At 65.2% G+C, this 14,539-nt stretch carries 14 protein-coding genes and 1 pseudogene; 9 read left to right on the top strand and 6 right to left on the bottom strand.

The features are described from left to right. Window positions 1–233: 233 nt before the first annotated feature. The 6 genes from ACOEQ1_RS06965 (at window position 234) to ACOEQ1_RS06990 (ending at window position 5,494) form a co-directional block, all read left to right on the top strand. A complete protein-coding gene (locus ACOEQ1_RS06965) occupies window positions 234–1,196 on the top strand; it encodes a choline ABC transporter substrate-binding protein (protein WP_419758465.1) in 963 nt (320 codons plus the stop codon). 191 nt (window positions 1,197–1,387) lie between these two features. Further along, entirely contained in the window at window positions 1,388–2,215 is an 828-nt protein-coding gene (gene choW, locus ACOEQ1_RS06970; RefSeq protein WP_419758671.1) for a choline ABC transporter permease subunit, read from the top strand. Between the two features lie 2 nt (window positions 2,216–2,217). Further along, on the top strand, window positions 2,218–3,444 hold the full coding sequence (gene choV, locus ACOEQ1_RS06975; protein ID WP_419758466.1) for a choline ABC transporter ATP-binding protein: 1,227 nt from the start codon (window positions 2,218–2,220) through the stop codon (window positions 3,442–3,444). Window positions 3,445–3,600: 156 nt separating this feature from the next. After that, window positions 3,601–4,230, top strand: coding sequence for a ParA family partition ATPase (gene parA, locus ACOEQ1_RS06980; protein ID WP_419758467.1), 630 nt, complete (start codon window positions 3,601–3,603; stop codon window positions 4,228–4,230). Beyond that, window positions 4,227–4,673 (top strand): hypothetical protein, encoded by a 447-nt coding sequence (locus ACOEQ1_RS06985; protein WP_419758468.1) that lies wholly within the window; start codon window positions 4,227–4,229, stop codon window positions 4,671–4,673. Before parA ends, ACOEQ1_RS06985 begins: the two co-directional genes overlap by 4 nt. A gap of 14 nt (window positions 4,674–4,687) precedes the next feature. Continuing rightward, on the top strand, window positions 4,688–5,494 hold the full coding sequence (locus ACOEQ1_RS06990; RefSeq protein WP_419758469.1) for a phosphate/phosphite/phosphonate ABC transporter substrate-binding protein: 807 nt from the start codon (window positions 4,688–4,690) through the stop codon (window positions 5,492–5,494). Window positions 5,495–5,660: 166 nt separating this feature from the next. Here ACOEQ1_RS06990 and ACOEQ1_RS06995 read toward each other — a convergent pair. Further along, a pseudogene (locus ACOEQ1_RS06995) lies at window positions 5,661–6,584 on the bottom strand (fatty acid desaturase); the annotation flags it as partial. A 27-nt stretch (window positions 6,585–6,611) separates the two neighbouring features. Here ACOEQ1_RS06995 and ACOEQ1_RS07000 point away from each other — a divergent pair. Then, entirely contained in the window at window positions 6,612–7,475 is an 864-nt protein-coding gene (locus tag ACOEQ1_RS07000; protein ID WP_419758470.1) for a helix-turn-helix domain-containing protein, read from the top strand. An 8-nt stretch (window positions 7,476–7,483) separates the two neighbouring features. Here the strand turns inward: ACOEQ1_RS07000 and adhP are convergent, their stop codons facing one another. Together adhP and ACOEQ1_RS07010 are read right to left on the bottom strand one after the other, a co-directional pair. Then, on the bottom strand, window positions 7,484–8,563 hold the full coding sequence (gene adhP / locus ACOEQ1_RS07005) for an alcohol dehydrogenase AdhP (protein ID WP_419758471.1): 1,080 nt from the start codon (window positions 8,561–8,563) through the stop codon (window positions 7,484–7,486). Between the two features lie 47 nt (window positions 8,564–8,610). Then, window positions 8,611–9,993 carry an NAD-dependent succinate-semialdehyde dehydrogenase gene (locus tag ACOEQ1_RS07010; protein ID WP_419758472.1) on the bottom strand — a complete coding sequence of 461 codons (1,383 nt, stop codon included), beginning with the start codon at window positions 9,991–9,993 and terminating at the stop codon, window positions 8,611–8,613. A 334-nt stretch (window positions 9,994–10,327) separates the two neighbouring features. Between ACOEQ1_RS07010 and ACOEQ1_RS07015 the strand changes: the two genes are divergently transcribed. After that, window positions 10,328–10,846 (top strand): hypothetical protein, encoded by a 519-nt coding sequence (locus ACOEQ1_RS07015; RefSeq protein WP_419758473.1) that lies wholly within the window; start codon window positions 10,328–10,330, stop codon window positions 10,844–10,846. A gap of 7 nt (window positions 10,847–10,853) precedes the next feature. Beyond that, window positions 10,854–11,837, top strand: coding sequence for a zinc-dependent alcohol dehydrogenase family protein (locus ACOEQ1_RS07020; protein WP_419758474.1), 984 nt, complete (start codon window positions 10,854–10,856; stop codon window positions 11,835–11,837). A gap of 52 nt (window positions 11,838–11,889) precedes the next feature. Here ACOEQ1_RS07020 and ACOEQ1_RS07025 read toward each other — a convergent pair whose 3' ends face one another. The 3 genes from ACOEQ1_RS07025 to ACOEQ1_RS07035 are packed head-to-tail and all read right to left on the bottom strand — an operon-like array spanning window position 11,890 to window position 14,413. Next, complete coding sequence (locus ACOEQ1_RS07025) at window positions 11,890–12,660, bottom strand: L-iditol 2-dehydrogenase (protein ID WP_419758475.1); 771 nt, start codon at window positions 12,658–12,660, stop codon at window positions 11,890–11,892. Beyond that, a complete protein-coding gene (locus ACOEQ1_RS07030; RefSeq protein WP_419758476.1) occupies window positions 12,657–13,484 on the bottom strand; it encodes a carbohydrate ABC transporter permease in 828 nt (275 codons plus the stop codon). The genes ACOEQ1_RS07025 and ACOEQ1_RS07030 overlap by 4 nt, the downstream gene beginning before the upstream one ends. Beyond that, window positions 13,481–14,413, bottom strand: coding sequence for a carbohydrate ABC transporter permease (locus tag ACOEQ1_RS07035; protein WP_419758477.1), 933 nt, complete (start codon window positions 14,411–14,413; stop codon window positions 13,481–13,483). The genes ACOEQ1_RS07030 and ACOEQ1_RS07035 overlap by 4 nt, the downstream gene beginning before the upstream one ends. Window positions 14,414–14,539 lie beyond the last annotated feature (126 nt).

The raw sequence follows: 14,539 nt of genomic DNA on the forward strand, positions 1-14,539 counted from the left end.
TGCAATCAACAGCGATTTCATCAGCGGCATTCTTGTGTCGTTACGAAGCACTCATTGCCTAATAATGGAGCAAACAGCGCCCATTCCAGGTCGAGGTTCGGCATGATTTACGAATCGATCCCTAAAAAGGCATGTGCGAAACCAAAAATTGAAAGTATGTTCAACGCACGGCTCCGGGCGACGAGATCCGGGGTTCGCCAGATCTCAGAACTCTGTCAACAGGGAACCGCACGATGCGTAGACATCTCCTTCAGGCTGTAGCGGCCATCGGGTTAATTGCAGGCGCGGCCGGCAGCGTGGGCGCGGCGCAGGCGGCGGGCGACCCGGCCTCCTGTCACAACGTCAGCTTCTCGAATGTCGGCTGGACGGATATCAGCGCCACCACCGGCACGGCGACGGTGATCCTGCAGGCTCTGGGCTACAACCCGACGACCGACATGCTCTCCGTTCCGGTCACGTACGAGGAGATGAAGGACAAGAAGATCGACGTGTTCCTGGGCAACTGGATGCCCACCATGGCCGACAACATCAAGCCGTATGTTGCGAACAAGACCGTCGATGTCGTCGGCCCAAATCTCGAAGGCGCGAAATACACTCTCGCGGTGCCGACCTACCTCTACGACCAGGGCCTGAAGTCGTTTCAGGACATCCACAATTTCTACAAGCAGCTCGACGGCAAGATCTACGGCATCGAGCCCGGCAACGACGGCAATCGCCTCATCCTCACCATGATCAAAAATAACACTGACGGCCTCGGCAACTTCACGCTGGTGCAGTCAAGCGAGCAGGGCATGCTGGCCGAAGTCTCGCGCAAGACGAAGCATCACCAGGGCATCGTGTTCCTGGGCTGGGAGCCGCACCCGATGAACACGAAATACGACATGACGTATCTCTCGGGCGGCGACGCGGTCTTCGGACCGAACTACGGCGGCGCGACGGTCTATACCAACGTCACCGCCGACTATACGAAGGAGTGTCCGAACCTCGGCCGCTTCCTCGACCAGCTCAAATTCACGCTGCCGATGGAGAACACCATCATGGGCTCCATCATGTATGACAAGCTCGACCCCGCCCCTGCCGCCGCCAAATGGCTGAAGGCCAACCCGGATGCGATGACGCCTTGGCTCGCGGGCGTCACCACCGAGGATGGCAGTCAGCCGGCAGAGGCGGCAGTCAAGAAGTCCCTCGGGCTGTAAGAAACTCTGCTAAGGACGGCCATCTGGCGCGCTTTTCCTGTGCCCCGATGCTCGGGCAAACACGCCAGCTCGCTCGTCCTCGCGAGTTTCCACACTAGGATTTCGGTTCTTGTCCGACCCGGTCAGGGTTGAAGAAGAAACCGCTTGCTCATGCAACGAACGGGGTTCGCATGCTGGAACGCCTAGCCGATATCGTTTCGGGACATAAGATCCCTCTCGGCAACTGGATCGCTGCCGTCGTCAACGATATCAGCGGCTCGGACGCCATCGACGCCATCTCCAACGGCATCGCCTGGGCCATCAACGGCGTGACCTCGGCGCTCGAGGCGATCCCCAGCATCGTTCTCATCCTCGTCGTGGGCGCCATCGCCTACGCCATCCGGCGGTCCTGGAAGCTCACGCTCTTCGTCATCCTGGCGCTGCTGTTCATCCTCAACCAGGGCTACTGGACGGCGACGATGGAGACCTTGTCCCTCATCGTCTTCGCGACCGTCATCTCCATGCTCATCGGCGTGCCCATCGGCATCGCCTGCGCGCACCGGCCCTGGCTCTATGTCGGCGTGCGGCCGATGCTCGACCTCATGCAGACGCTGCCGACCTTCGTCTATCTCATCCCGACGCTGGTGCTGTTCGGCCTCGGCGCGGTGCCGGGCCTTATCTCCACCATCATCTTCGCCCTCCCCGCCCCGATCCGCCTGACGCAGCTCGGCATCTCCAGCGTGCCGCCGCCGCTCATCGAGGCGGGCGAAGCCTTCGGCGCATCGAAGTCGCAACTGCTGTGGAAAGTCGAACTGCCGCATGCGCTGCCAACCATCATGGCGGGCCTCACCCAGTGCATCATGCTCAGCCTGTCGATGGTGGTGATCGCGGCGCTGGTGGGCGCGGGCGGCCTCGGCGTGCCGGTGGTGGAGGCGCTGAACTCCGTGCGCGTCGATATCGGCTTCGAGTCCGGCCTCTGCATCGTCGTGCTGGCAATCATTCTCGACCGCGTCTGCCGGCCACGCGAGAGCGAGGGCTGACCGTGTCCCAGACTTCGCACGAGACTGTCATCGAGTTCTCCCACGTCGACATCCTGTTCGGCGCCGCGGGGCGTCGCGGCGCGCGGGCGAAGGCCGAGGCCGTCACCCTGATGGACCAGGGCCGGACGCGCGACGAGATCCTGGCCAAAACCGGCGTCGTGCTGGGCGTGAAGGACGCTTCGCTCTCCGTGCGGGAAGGCGAGATTTGCGTCCTCATGGGGCTTTCCGGTTCCGGCAAGTCGACGCTGCTGCGAGCCGTCAACGGACTGAACCGCGTGACGCGCGGGCGCGTGTTGGTGCGAAACGAGGACAAACAGGTCGATGTCGCCGCCTGCGACCGCGCCACGCTGCGGTTCATGCGCACCCGCCGCATCGCCATGGTGTTTCAGCAATTCGCGCTGCTGCCCTGGCGCACGGTGCGGGAGAATGTCGGGCTCGGGCTCGAGTTCCGCGGTGTCAAAACCGCCGAACGACAGCGCATCGTGGACGAGAAACTGAAGCTCGTGGCGCTCGACCAGTGGGCCGACAAATACGCCCGCGAGCTTTCGGGCGGGATGCAGCAGCGCGTCGGGCTCGCCCGCGCCTTCGCGACCGACGCCGACATCCTGCTCATGGACGAGCCCTTCTCGGCGCTCGATCCGCTCATCCGCACGAAGCTGCAGGATGAGCTGCTCACGCTGCAGAAGAAGGTCCGCAAGACGATCATATTCGTCAGCCACGACCTCGACGAGGCGCTGAAGCTCGGCAACCAGATCGCGATCCTGGAGGGTGGACGCATCATCCAGTCGGGCTCGCCGGAGGACATCGTGCTGCGGCCGGCGAACGAGTATGTGCGCGAGTTCGTCCAGCACATGAACCCGCTGAACGTGCTGCGCGGGCGCACCTTCATGACGCCGCTGGCGGCGCTGTCGCAGAGGGATGGGTGGACGGTGCTCGACCCTCACCGGCCCGTCCTGATGCGCACGAACGGCGCGGGGCACGAGATGACGGCCGGCGGCGCGCGGGTGCCGATCGCCGAGATGGCGCTGGAAGGCGCGGGTCCGCCGCCCGGCAGCTGTGCCGCCATCAGCAGCGAGGCGACGATGAAGTCGGTCATCCAGCTGCGGCAGTCGACCGGCATGCCGGTGCTCATGACGGAGGGCGGGCGCCTGGTCGGCATGTGCGGCGAGGACGAAATTCTGCACGCGCTGGCGTCGGAAGGCTGGCAGACGGTGCAATCGACGCCATAGCTCGCTTGCCTCGGCAACAGCGTTCGGTGCGCGAACGTCGTCGATGCATCAGCGAGCGCTCGTGCTCGCAGGCACGTCCGGCTCTCCCGCCTGATCGGTCGAATCGCATCCAGGAACGATTCGCCTATAATGCTGCGTTGCAGCGGAGTCGCGCCCATGGCCCTCGTCATCACGGTAGCCCAGCAGAAGGGAGGCGCCGGCAAGACAATGCTCGCGGCCAACCTGGCGGCAGCCATGGCGACCGACCGGCGCGTCTGCCTGCTCGACATCGATCCCCAGCGCAGCCTCAAGCGCTGGCACGAGATACGCGGGAAACAAGGCCGCGCCCTGCCCGCCATCACCTTCTCGGATGTATCCGGCTGGCGGCTCCGCACCGAGCTTGAGCGGCTGATGGCCGGGCATGATGTGCTCATCGTCGATACCCCGCCGCAGGTCGATACCGAGGCGAAGCTCGCGATCCGCAGCGCCCACCTCGTGCTGGTGCCTCTGCAGCCGAGCCCGCCCGACCTCTGGGCGGCCGAGGGCACGGTGCAGCTCGCGCGGACAGAGAAGCGCCCGGCCCGGCTGGTGTTGAACCGGGCGCCGACGAGTTCGAAGCTCCGCACGACGGTCGAGCATGATGCGGAGGCCGCGGGCTACGCGGTGATGGCGAACACACTCGGCAATCGCGCGGGCTTCGCCAATGCCTTCGCGCAGGGTATGGGTGCGGTCGAGGCGGCGCCGAAATCGGTCGCCGCGCAGGAAATCCTGGCGCTGCTGCGCGAGATTGAAGGAGTGGTGGCTTGAACTATCTCGTCTGGCTGGTGACCGCCATCCATCTGCTCTGCGTCGTGCTGTGGGTGGGCGGGATGGCCTTCCTGCTGCTGACGCTCCGCGCGAGCGCGAACGCGATCGAGCCCTCGGCGCGGCTGGTGCTGCAGGGCGCGGTGTTCCGGCGGTTCTTCCGCACGACCTGGCAGATCATGCCGATGGCCGTCGTGAGCGGCCTGCTGCTGATCATCCTCCTCTACAATCACCAGAAGCAGCCGTGGGAAGTCATGGTGATGGAGACCGGCGGCGTGCTGATGGCGGCGATCTTCATCGGCATGGTGCTGGTGCCGAACAAGCGCTTCCAGGCGAAGCTCGCCAGCGGCACGGCGACCGTTGAGGATGCAGCCCCGGTCCGGCGGCTGCTCTGGCTGAGCCTCGGTATCGGCGCCGTCATTCTGGTCTGCGTCGCCAATCTCTGACCGAGACTACAGCGATGTGGCGCGCAAGCCTGCCGATGTATGCGCTGCCGGAGATGGCGGCGGCCAATGCGGCGCTGTGGGCGGCGGTCCGCGAGAGGCTTGAGGCGGCGGGGATCGCGGCGCTGCCAGCGCTGCTATCGCCCGCACCTGCGGCGCTGCCGGGGGCGATCGCACCCGGCACGCTGTTCAGCCAGATGTGCGGCTACCCGCTCAGGCGCCTCTATGATGGGCAATACCGGCTGCTGGGCACGCCGCTGTACGACCTGCCCGGCTGCGGGTGGTTCGCGCCGGGCGTCCCGGGCCACTGCTCCTTCATCGTGGTGCCTCGAACTTCACCCACGGAGACCGTCGAGGCGCTGCGGGACAGCCGGTTCGCGGTCAACGGCTTCGATTCCAACTCCGGGATGAACCTGCCGAGACGGCTGCTGGCGCCGCTGGCCGGTGGGCGGCCCTTCTTCTCGCAGGTGATCGTCAGCGGCGGCCACCTGCGGAGCATGGAGATGGTCGCGGCCGGCGAGGCCGACGCCGCGTCGATCGACTGCGTGACCTATGGCTTCTGCGCGCTCTATCGGCCGGACCTCGTGGCGGCGCTGCGGGTGGTGGCGGAGACGCCCACGAGCCCGGCGATCCCGTTCATCACCTCGGCCGGGACGCCGCCGGAGACGGCGGCGGCGCTCACCCGGATTCTTGGGGCCGAGGTTCCGGAGGCGCTGGCGGGACTGCGGATTGCAACGGTGCTGCCGCCGCGCCCGGAGGCCTATGATGCAGTCCTCGTCTTTGAGGCGGAAGCCGCCTCGCTAGGCTACCCGGTTCTGACCTGAGAGCCGGCGCCTGCCGCCCGAGGGCACGCGATTGCGGCAGAGCCGCACGCGGTTCCTCGAAGCCCGGATGCGGCCCCATATGATGCGGCGTCACCAGATACCGCCGGATGACATCGGCATAGCCGTCATAGACCAGCCCGCCGTTCGCCGCGATCAGTTCGGCCCGGTGGGCGCGGTAGTAGGCCGGGATGCGATACCAAGGCAGGCCCGGCCGGTCATGATGAACCGCATGAAGATTATTATAGAGAAACAAAAGCCCCAGAACCGGCGCGTTCTCGACGATGGCGGTACGCTCGGCTTCGTCAGCCGCCGCGCGATGCTCGGCGAACGAACGGATGCTCGCCAGTGACCGGGCCGAAACGACAAAGCACAAGACGTACATCCAGACGGCCATGTGGCAGACACCGCAGACCCAGACGAGCACCGCCGCCACGCCGAGCAGATGCGGGAGCCAAACCCGCAACTCGGCCCGGTTGCCGCGCAGACACAGTCCGAGATGCACCCAGAGGAACAGGACCATGCTGCGCATGGCGCCGAAGGTGATGCGCCCCAAGAAGGTGTTCCGGAAGCGCAAGAAAGCCCGAGCCGCCGGACCCAGCCGCCCGAAGCGCTCGGGCGTGAGGTAATACGACTCCGGATCCTCCAAAGGATCGGTGAGATAGGCGTCCCGATGATGGCGAAGATGAATGGCGCGATAGACGTTGTACGGCAGCCAAAGTGTGAGCGGCGGAAAACCGATGGCGTCGTTCAGCGCACGATAGCGCGTCGGGTGACCGTGGAGAACCTCGTGCTGCAGCGACATCTGCCACGCGACGAACCAGCCGCCGCCGAGGGCAAGTAACGGCCACGGAATGAGAGCGTGCCAGAAGGTCAACGCACCCCAGCCGCCGTAGATGACCGCTGTCAGAAGCACCGTCGGCCACTCGACCGGAGGACGCGGAAATCGGGCAACACGCAGATTCGTTTCGGTATCCATACACATATGTTGATCGGAAAAAGAGTGTGTCTCAAGGCGATAACCAGCCTGTGAGCGTGTATAATGCGCATCTTCCGTTACATATGAAACGGGAACGCTATAGCTTGATGACATTCCGCACACTCGTGGTTAAAATCCCGCATGAGCTTTACCTCCGCAGATCGCGCCGAGCTTGTCCGCCTGTTCAGGGAGCGGCTTTTGGCAGTGATGAACCGCAGCGGGCTCGGGCAGACCGCCTTCGCGAGCAGCGTCGGCATCGACCGCTCCACGCTCTCACAGATCCTGTCACCAGCGAATGACCGGCTGCCGCGACTCGAATCGGTCGCAGCCATTGCCCGCGTGGGTCAGGTGTCGCTGGACTGGCTGTTGGGCCTGCGCGAGGTCGAGGCGCAGGAGCCGGGGCTGGTCGCCGAGAGCCTCAGCATCGAACGGGACGTGATCTCACCGGCCGACGAGCGGCTGATGCGCTGGCTCGAAGAGGCCGCCGGCTACAAAATCCGCCACGTGCCCAGCAGCTTCCCGGACGTGCTGAAGACCGAGGAGGTCATCGCCTTCGAGTATGAGAATTTCATCGCGCTCTCGCCGCAGAAGCGCATCGAGATCACCCGGTCCCGGCTGGATTATCTGCGGCGGCCGGAGACGGATATGGAAGCGGCGACCGCCATGCACGTGATCGCGAGCTTCGCGCGTGGCCAGGGACGATGGCAGGGGCTGCCGGTGGAGGTGCGGCGCGCGCAGCTCGAACATCTCGTCGGCCTCTGCGAGGAGCTGTATCCCCGCTTCCGCTGGTTCCTCTATGACGGGCGCGAGCTGTATTCGGCGCCGATCACCATCTATGGGCCGATCCGGGGCGCGATCTATATCGGCCAGGCATTTCTGGTCCTGCAGTCGCGCGACCATATCCGGGCGCTGATCGGGCATTTCGACCAGCTCGTGCGGGCCGCGAAAATCGGGCCCACCGATATGCCCGGCTATCTCCGCGGGCTGCTGCAAGATTGCGGTTGAGGTGGACCTCAGGCCGGAATGGCCTCGCGGACGGTTTTCTTGCCAGCGCCGGGCGTCGGTTCGAGAAAATCGAGCACCACGCGCCCAGGCACCTGACCTTTTCCAAGGCGCTCGAAGACCGAGTTGATCGCCGAAAGCGGCTGCAGCTCGATATCGGCCTTCACCTTGCCCTCGGCGGCGAATGCGAGACATTCGGCCATATCCTCGCGCGTGCCGACGAAGGAGCCGCGCACCGTGATGCAGTTGGCGACCACGTCGAAAAGCGGTGTCGGAAACTCGCCCGGCGGGAGACCGACGAGCACGCAGGTGCCGCGCTTGCGCGTCATGCCGATGCCCTGCCGGAAGGCGGGCAACGAGGGCGCGGTGATCAATACGCCATGCGCGCCGCCGCCGATCGCCTTCTGCAGGACCGCCGCCGGATCGCCCGTCTTTGCGTTGACAACCAGGTCGGCGCCGAGCGTCGTCGCGAGCGCGAGCTTGCCCTCGTCGATGTCGACCGCACAGACATGCAGGCCCATCGCCTTGGCGTATTGGATGGCGAGATGGCCGAGGCCGCCGCAGCCCGAGATGGCGATCCACTCGCCGGGGCGCGCTTCGGTTTGCTTGATGCCCTTGTAGGTCGTGATTCCCGCGCAGATGATGGGCGCGGCCTCCTTCGGACCGAGGCCCTTCGGGATGTGCGCGACATAGGTGGGATCGGCGAGAACATATTCGGCGAAACCGCCGTTCCGGGTGTAGCCGCCGAACTCCGCCTCGGCACAGACCGTCTCCCAGGCGCTGAGGCAGTATTCGCAATGTCCGCAGGCGGAATAGAGCCATGGCACGCCGACGCGGTCGCCTTCCTTGACGATTTTGACGCCCTTGCCGACGGCCGCGACGATACCGATTGCCTCGTGACCCGGAATGAAGGGCGGCTTCGGCTTGACAGGCCAATCGCCGCTCGCCGCGTGGAGATCGGTGTGGCAGACGCCGCAGGCTTCGGTCTTGACGAGGATCTGGCCGTGACCGACCTCTGGGATATCCCATTCCTCGAGGGCCAGCGGCTTGCCGAATTCACGGACGACGGCGGCGTGCATCTTCTTGGACATCGATCAATCCTTCTGGTGATTAGCCGGCCGCGCGCCGCCCAAGCCTGTCAGCCCGGCGCTTCGAGAACCGCGTAGCGCACGAGCTTCTTGTTGACGAACTCCTGGATGCCCATGTCGCCCAGCTCGCGGCCATAACCGGAGTTCTTGATGCCGCCGAAGGGAAGTCCGGCATCAGTCCAGTCGATGTTGTTGATGAACATCATGCCGGTGTCGACGCGGCTGGCGATCCGCCGTCCGCGCGCGATGTCCTGCGTCCAAACCGATCCGCCGAGGCCGAAATCGCTGTCGTTTGCGAGTGCGACCGCCTCATCTTCGTCTTTGACGACATAGAAAGAGACGACCGGCCCGAAGAACTCGTCGCGGAAGGCGGGGTTTCCCGGCTTGATGCCGGTGAGGATCGTTGGCTGCATGAAGGCGCCCGGACGGTCGAAGCGCTTGCCGCCCATCAGCAGCTTCGCCCCGTGCTTCACCGCCACGTCGACCTGCGCCAGAAGATCGACGAGCGCCTGTTCACTCGACAGCGGACCGAGAGTGGTTTTCTCGTCCATCGGATCGCCAGGCTTCAGCGCCTCCAGCGCCGCGCGGAAGCGGGCGAGGAAGGTTTCGGCCAAACTCTCCACCACGATGAAGCGCTTGGCGGCACAACAGGTCTGGCCGCAGTTGTACATGCGGCCCCACACGGCCCATTTGATCGTGTGGTCCATGTCGGCGTCGTCCAGCACGATGAAGGCGTCGCTGCCGCCAAGCTCCATCGAGGATACTTTGAGGTTGCGCCCGGCGCTTGCGGCGATGATCTGTCCAGCGGCCACGCTGCCCGTCAGCGCCACGCCCTTGATGCGCTCGTCATTGACGACACGGTCCGACTGCTCATGCGAGATGAGAAGATTGGTGTAGAGGCCGGGAGGCGCGCCGGCGTCGAGCAGTATTTTCTCGAACGCGATCGCGCATTGCGGCACGATGCCGGCATGCTTCACGACCATGGTGTTGCCGGCCATGAGGTGCGGGCCGGCGACACGGGCAAGCTGGTAGTATGGAAAGTTCCACGGCTCGACGCCAAAAATCACGCCGATCGGGCTGCTCTCCATATGCGCCTCGCCGACGCTCGGGTGCAGCTTGACCGGTGCCAGGAACCGTTCCGCGTGCTTGGCGTAGTAGGCGAGGATTCTGGAGCTGAATTCGACTTCGCCACGGGCCTCGCTGATGCGCTTGCCCATTTCCAGCGTCATCGTGTGGGCGAGGCTATCGGCCTGCTCATGCATCAGCACGGCGGCGCGGGCGATGATGACGGCGCGCTCGGCATAGGACTTGTGGCGCCACGTCTCGTAGCATGACTGCGCCGTGGCCAGCTTCGTCTCGAACTCAGCGTCGGTGATCTGATCGAAGGATTTCACGAGCTTCCCGTTGAAGGGATTGAGCGTCTGATAGGTCATGCGATGTTCCTGCTGCGGACTGTCGGCCAAAGCATGCTCAAGCCCGGAGGACACGGTCGTCGCATCCCGATGCTTTGGGTGCGGCCTCTCTGTCCACCCAATGAAATCTCTAATCGCCTTGGGCCAGGAGCAGCAGGATCGGAAACTACCCATACGGGACGCGCTCGGAAGCCGTTGATATGGATCAAACTCCGTCGGTTATCTTCATGCAATCAATCGGCAGGCCGAAGTGTTCCGCCGCCACTCGGTATTTTCCGTCGCTTACCATCCGGCCTGCCAAACGCCATCCTGCTGGATCAGGCAGCGGCGCCAGCCCTGACACGCAGGTATGCACATGACCAGTCCCGCCCCATCCGGCTATCTCAGCACCGAGTTCGACCCCTTCCTGAGTTCGCCGCTTTGGCTGGACCGGAACGAGTTCCCCCTCAGCGTCATGTCGGCGTTGGCGCGGCTCGACATCGATCCGTGGCAGGAAGCCGCAGCTTTGGCCGCGCTATCGAAAGCGGCGGCCGTCACGCGCCTCTCGGCCCTGCTCGGGCCTCTACCCGGGGCGCCATCCACCAGGCCCGACCGGGAGGGCCTTTGTCAGCGGGTGCTGGGCCTTCTGCCGTCGCCCCGGACAATACCACTGCATCCTGCGCTCGAGGTCACGGCGGCGGCTGCAAAAAAGGGTGTCATGACACGCCCGACGACATCCTCGCTTCTGTTCTTGGGCTGGATCGTCATCGCCGGCCTGATCGGCGCCTCAGTCGTGCCGCGCCTCTTCGACAGACCGACGGTATCAGCCGCCGCCACGGTCGTGCATCGAAGCCCGGGCGCCGCCATCCAAGGCTTCACCACGAGCAAAGACTGACATCCCGATGAAGGCTATGGTCCTGGGCAGGCCGAAAAGCCCGCTGGTCTGGACGGAACTGCCGGACCGCCATCCGGGGCCGGGCCAGATCCGGGTCAAGGTGCTGGCCTGCGGGGTTTGCCGCACGGACTTGCATGTGCTGGACGGCGAACTGCCGCGTCCCAAATCACCCATCATACCCGGGCATGAAATCGTCGGTCGCATCGACGAGATTGGGGAAGGTGTCACGGGCCTGAAGCTCGCCGATCGCGTGGGCATCCCCTGGCTCGGCCATACCTGCGGCGTCTGCCCCTACTGCGAGGCAAGCCGGGAGAACCTCTGCGACGCGCCTCTGTTCACCGGCTATACGCGCGACGGCGGCTTCGCGACCGCCACCATCGCCGATGCCCGCTTTGCCTTTCCGCTGGGCGAGACGGGAGCGGACGTGTCGCTCGCGCCGCTGCTCTGCGCCGGGCTGATCGGATGGCGGTCGCTCGCGATCGCGGGCGAAGGCAGGACGATCGGCCTTTACGGCTTCGGCGCTGCCGGGCACATCGTGGCGCAGGTAGCGCGATGGCAGGGCCGCCGCGTCTTCGCCTTCACCCGGCCGGGAGACACAGGCAACCAAGCCTTCGCGAGGAGCCTTGGCGCGGACTGGGCCGGCGGCTCGGACGAAGCGCCGCCCGAAAAGCTGGATGCGGCGATCATCTACGCGACGGTAGGCGCGCTCGTGCCACTGGCGCTGAAGGCCGTGCGTAAAGGCGGGCGCGTCGTCTGCGCCGGCATCCATATGAGCGACATTCCCGGCTTCGCTTACGATATTCTGTGGGAGGAGCGGCAACTCGTCTCCGTCGCCAATCTCACGCGCCAGGACGGGATCGACTTTCTCGGGCAGGCGCCGAAGATGGACCTGCAGATCAAGACCACGACCTACCCGATGCAGGAGGCGAACACGGCGCTGGCGGATCTCTGTGCCGGGCGGTTCGAGGGGGCCGCCGTGCTGGTGCCTTGAGCCTCGGGGCCGCCGGCTCCAGCGGGTCCAGGGCAGAGCCCTGCCCTCGGCCCTAGCTCATCCAGTTGCCGCCGTCGACGTTCAGCGTCTGCGCGACAATGTAGTCGGCGTCCGAACTCGCCAGGAACACCGCCGCACCGGTCATGTCCTCGACATGGCCCATCCGCCCGTACGGCACCGCGAGCCCCACCTGACGCTTCTTCTCGCCCAGCGGCAGGTTCTCGTATTTCGCGAACTGCGCGTCGACCACGTCCCACATCGGCGTGTCCACGACGCCCGGCGCAATCGCGTTCACGTTGATGCCGTGCTTGATCAACCCAAGACCGGCACTCTGCGTGATGCTGATGACGGCCGCCTTCGAGGCGCAATATACGGCGACGAGAGCCTCGCCCCGCCGGCCCGCCTGGGAGGCGAAGTTGACGATCTTCCCGCCCTGACCCTGGCGCACCATCTGGCGTGCCACCGCCTGCAGCGTGAACAGCAACCCCTCGACGTTGACCGAGAACTGCTTCGCGTAGCTCTCGCGGGTGATCTCGAGGATCGGCGCCATCTCGAAGACGCCGGCATTGTTGACCAGGATGTCGATCCGGCCGGCGCGCTCGACCACCGCCGCCACCATCGCGTCGATCGACGTCTGCTGCGCCACGTTGACGCCGACGCCGATCGCATCATGTCCGATCTCGTCGGCGACGCTCTTCGCCTCCGTCGCGTTGATGTCGGCCACGACGACGCGGGCGCCCTCCGCCGCGTAGCGTGTGGCGATGGCGCGTCCGATGCCCCGCGCGCCGCCGGTGATGATCGCAACCTTGCCCTCGAGCCTCATTTCACCGCTCCGAACGTCAACCCGCTCACGAGCTGCTTCTGGCTGATCCAGCCGAAGATGAGAATGGGCGCGATCGCGAGCACGGAGGCGGCGGAAAGCTTGGCCCAGAACAGGCCTTGCGGCGCCGAGAAGCTGGCGATGAAGGCGGGCAGCGGCGCCGCGTTGTGCGCCGTCAGGTTGAGGCTCCAGAACGCCTCGTTCCAGCAGAGGATGATGCCGAGCAGCCCGGTCGAGGCGATACCGGGCATCACCAGCGGCAGCAGGACGTGCACCAGCACCTGCCGCAGGTTGGCGCCGTCGATGCGGCTCGCCTCGATGATGTCCTTCGGCAGGTCGCGGAAGAAGGTGAACAGCATCCAGACGGCGATCGGCAGGTTGCTCATCATGTTGATGACGATGAGCGCCGTGCGGCTGTCGAGCAGCCCCGCGTCGCGGCAGAGCAGGTAGATCGGCACCAGCACGCCGACGGCGGGCAGCATCTTCGTCGACAGCATCCAGAGCAGCAGGCCGCGCGTGCGGTGCGTCGGGTAGAAGGCCATGGCGAAGGCCGCAGGCACGCCGATGATGAGCGTCAGCAGCGTCGCGCCCACGGCGATGATGACGCTGTTGGCGGCGAAATGCAGGTAATCGGCCTCGGCGAAGATGTCCCGGTAGTTGATGAGCGTCGGCTTGAAGAAGATGAGCGGCGGCGTCTGCACCGCCTGCACCTCGGTCTTGAAGCTCGCCAGCACCATCCAGGCGATGGGGAAGAACATGACGAGGGCGACGACCCAGGCAATCGTTCCCGCGACCGGGCTGTTCTTCCTGGCGACACCGTAGCTCATAGCTCAAGCCTCTTGCCGACGCTCCGCGTGAGGAAGGCGGAGACGATGTTGGCGAGCACGATGGCGATGACGCCGGCCGCCGATGCGCCGCCGACGTTGAAGGCCAGCAGAGCGCGCTGATAGATCAGGAATGTCAGGTTGGTCGTCGCGTAGCCGGGGCCGCCCGCCGTCGTCACGTAGATCTCCGCGAAGACGCTCAGCAGGAAGATCATCTCGATCATGATCGTGACCGATATGGCACGCGACATGTGCGGCAGCTGGATGTTGAGGAAGATGTCGATGGCGCTGGCGCCGTCCAGCCGGGCGGCCTCCAGCTGTTCTTCGTCCATCGACTGCAGCGCCGTGAACAGGATGAGGAAGGCATAGGGCAGCCATTCCCAGCACAGGATCGCCATGATCGAGCCCAGCGGAAAAACGCTGAACCAGGCGACGGGCTGAAGGCCGAGCATGCGGAAGATGGCCGCCACCAACCCGTCGACGGGGTCGAGCAGGAGGTTCTTCCAGACCAGCGCGCTCACCGTCGGCATGACGAAGAAGGGCGAGATCATGAGAACGCGCGCGAACCCCTGGCCGCGGAACGGCTGGTTGAAGACCGCCGCGAGGATCGTGCCGAAGATGATCGTGATTGCGATGACGCCGACCACGATGATGACCGAGATCATCAGCGAGTTGAGCAGCGCCGGATCCTGGAAGAGGTATTTGAAGTTCCGGAACCCGGCCCAGCCGTGGATCATCGGGTTGAGCAGGTTGTAGCGCCGGAACGCGAAGAACAGCGTCATCGCGAGCGGCACGATCATCCAGATCAGCAGCAGCCCGACGGATGGCGCGAGAAGCGGCAGCGTCCTCACCCCACCGCCCGGCCGTTTCACGACTTTTGCCGATGCACCTGAGGCGGCCGGCCCCCCCGCACTCATAGGAGTGGCACTCATGACGATCCTTTCCGGTCCGGCGTGCTTCTCGAACTCGAGCGGCAAAGCAACGAGTTGCGGCACGCTAGAAACATCAACGGCCCGGCCTGGGAACCCCAGTTGTGCCGGGCCGCCTGTTCTTACTTC

Source organism: Acidisoma sp. (assembly GCF_965199065.1).
In the GTDB taxonomy this organism is placed as follows: domain Bacteria; phylum Pseudomonadota; class Alphaproteobacteria; order Acetobacterales; family Acetobacteraceae; genus Acidisoma.